The sequence below is a fragment of the Nocardia sp. NPDC004711 genome (assembly GCF_053601595.1).
Genome location: NZ_JBSGCB010000159.1, coordinates 1 through 2,645, shown reverse-complemented (window position 1 = coordinate 2,645; position 2,645 = coordinate 1). Strand labels below are relative to the sequence as shown.

1 protein-coding gene and 1 pseudogene are annotated in these 2,645 nt (G+C 66.2%); both read right to left on the bottom strand.

Features of this window, described 5'->3' with window-relative positions:
* The coding region (locus tag ACWEKS_RS49045) for a biotin/lipoyl-containing protein (RefSeq protein WP_452346562.1) at nucleotides 1-129 on the bottom strand (129 nt) is incomplete at its 3' end.
* Nucleotides 126-2,450 (bottom strand): annotated as a pseudogene (locus ACWEKS_RS49040) (pyruvate dehydrogenase). The pseudogene ACWEKS_RS49040 and the gene ACWEKS_RS49045, both read right to left, overlap by 4 nt.
* Between the last annotated feature and the right edge of the window lie 195 nt (nucleotides 2,451-2,645).

Genomic DNA, 2,645 nt, shown 5'->3' with positions numbered 1-2,645 from the left:
TTCCAACAGCGGCTCGTCGGCTTCGATAGTGTCCCCGGGCTGTTTAAGCCATCGGGTGATGGTGGCCTCGGAGACGTTCTCCCCCAGGGAGGGCAACGTCACAGTGACGCCGTGGGGTGTGGTGGTCATGTCGCAATCTTTCGGGCTTGGTCGGCCAGGTTCAGGGCCGTGCGGACGATGGTGTCGGTGTCGATGCCGTGGTAGTGGTGGTAGATCTCGTCGAGGGAGCCGACCTGGCCGAACTTGCTGACACTGAGGGCGGCCCCGCGGGCGTGGTTGATACCGGTGCGGAAGGCGAGGGTATGCGGGTGCCCGTCGAGGACGGTCACCATGGGCGCTGCGCGGTCGGCAGGAAAGATCTGGTCCAGGATCCACGACAGGCCCCGGGCGAGTCCGCGGCGTGCCTGTACCGCCTCGAACAACAGGCCAGGCTGGTCACCGCACACGAGGTCGGCGGCGATGCACAGATCGGCCAGGCGGGCTGCGGCGGCGAGGGTTTCGGTGATCACCGCCCCATCCCCACCAACGTGACCGCGGGGTTCTCTGCATTGTTCAGGACGTACGGGCTGGCAATCACCTGCCGACGACGGCGCTGCCGGGCCGCCGGGAACCGCGGAGGGTCTAAATCGACCGGACGCGTCGAAAGGCGCAGATACGATGACGTACCGTCCGGCCGGCCAAGTCGGCCGATGCTGTCCAGCAACGTCCATTCGGTGTCGATTGCGAAGGCGAGCTCGTAACTCACACAGCTGGGCTGCTCGAGACCAATCGACGGGGTCTTGATCGACTGGTGGGTCCCATCCTCCGCGGCGAGGGTGACACCAGAAGGGGTGCCGACCAGGATCGACTAGTCGCCAGCGTAGATCCCGCAGAACGATGATTCGAACGCGCGTTCGACGAACGAGTCGTAGAGCACCCCGATCGGGAACAGCGACTGCCCCCCACCAGCTCCAGGTAGCACCCAACTTGCCGATCACCCCGACCAGGTTCGTCTCGGCGATGCCCAATTCCATGTGCTGACCGCTGGGCCTTTCCCGCCAAGGCGTGATCGTCTCGGGGTCGTCGTCGAACCAGTTACGCCGCTCGTTCGGCGGCGACCACACGCCGACTCTGTTCAGCCAGCCCGCCAGATTCGTGGTCGAGCTGACATTTGGGCTGACCGCGACTACCCGTTTCGCGGCCTCAAGAGCCACGCGGGCCAAATCAAGCAGGGCCCGGCCCAGCGCGACCTGCATCGTCGACGCCCCCGACGGGGTACAGCCGATGTCTGCAGGCACGGCCGACGGGACGGCAAGGTCGACAGCATCCCGCTCGAGCCGCTGCGCAACTGCGGCGCAGATTCGGCCCGGAGCGCTGCCGGCGTCGAACCGGGCCCACAGATTCGCCGGGTCCGTCCCCAGATCCGCCGCCAGCTGCTCGTACTGCTCGACCGCCAGCAGCGACCAGTGATTCTGTGGACGCCCCTGCGTCGGGAGCCCGTGGCCCTTGATGGTGTAGGTAATGATGCCCGTTGGGCGGGTGTCCTCGATCTTCCCATAGGCGGCCCTTAGAGCGTCCAGGTCGTGACCGCCGAGGTTGCGGATCACCCGCAGCAGGGTCTCGTCGTCGAGGCCGGCGATCTCCGCGGTGCCCGGGCCCTCGCCCGGCAGCCGCTGGCGCACCTGCTCAGCGTCGCATCGCAGCAGTCGGTGATACTCGGGGTTGGGCATGTCCAGGATCCGGGCGCGCAGCGCTGGCCCGCCCGGTGGGGTGAACAGCGACTCAACCGTGGTCCCAAATTTCACCGTCAGCACCTGCCATCCGGCAGCCGAGAACATCGGCTCGAGCCAGCCCGCAGCGATGTTGGGTACCACCCGGTCCAGGGACTGCCGGTTCAGGTTCACGATCCACATGATCTCCCCAAGTTCCGCGACCGACGAGTCCAGGATCGCCTCCCACACCGCTCCCTCGTCCAGCTCCGCGTCGCCGACCAACGAGCACTGCCTACCGGTAGCGGCGTTGCCGATCTGGGTGCCGACGTAGTGGCGGGCGACGGCACCCCAGATCGGAGCCGTCGCACCGATCTCGAGGGACCCCGTCGAGTAGTCCACCGGATCGGGGTCCTTGATCCGGCTCGGGTACGACTGCAACCCGCCGAACTCCCGCAACGTGGCTAGGTACTTTGCGTCCAGTTCTCCGAGTAGATAGTTGATGCCGTGCAGCACCGGAGATGCGTGCGGCTTGACCGACACCCGATCTCCCGGCCGGAGCTGCTCGGACCACAGTGACGTCATGATCGACACCATCGACGCACACGACGCCCGATGCCCACCAACCGTGAGCCCGGTCGGGGGCCGAACCCGGTTCGCGTGATGAACTATCGCCGTCGACAACCAAAGCACTCGTTGCTCGATCTCGGCAAGAGCCTCCGACGTAGCGGAAGTTGCGGCATCAACGTCGCTCAAGACCATGTGGGCGCCTTGCATAATGTTGTCCTTGCCGCTGAGTTCTGGCACCGAGCGCAAACCCTCACCCGGCTGGTGAGCCGGTGGGGTGTCGGTGATGGGGTATGCGGTGCCGCGAGCGAGTACTCATAAGGGAGGTCGTAGCTGCTTTATGGGCTTGGGCATGCTGTGCGGCGTCAGCGCGCCCAGGGGGTCGACCAC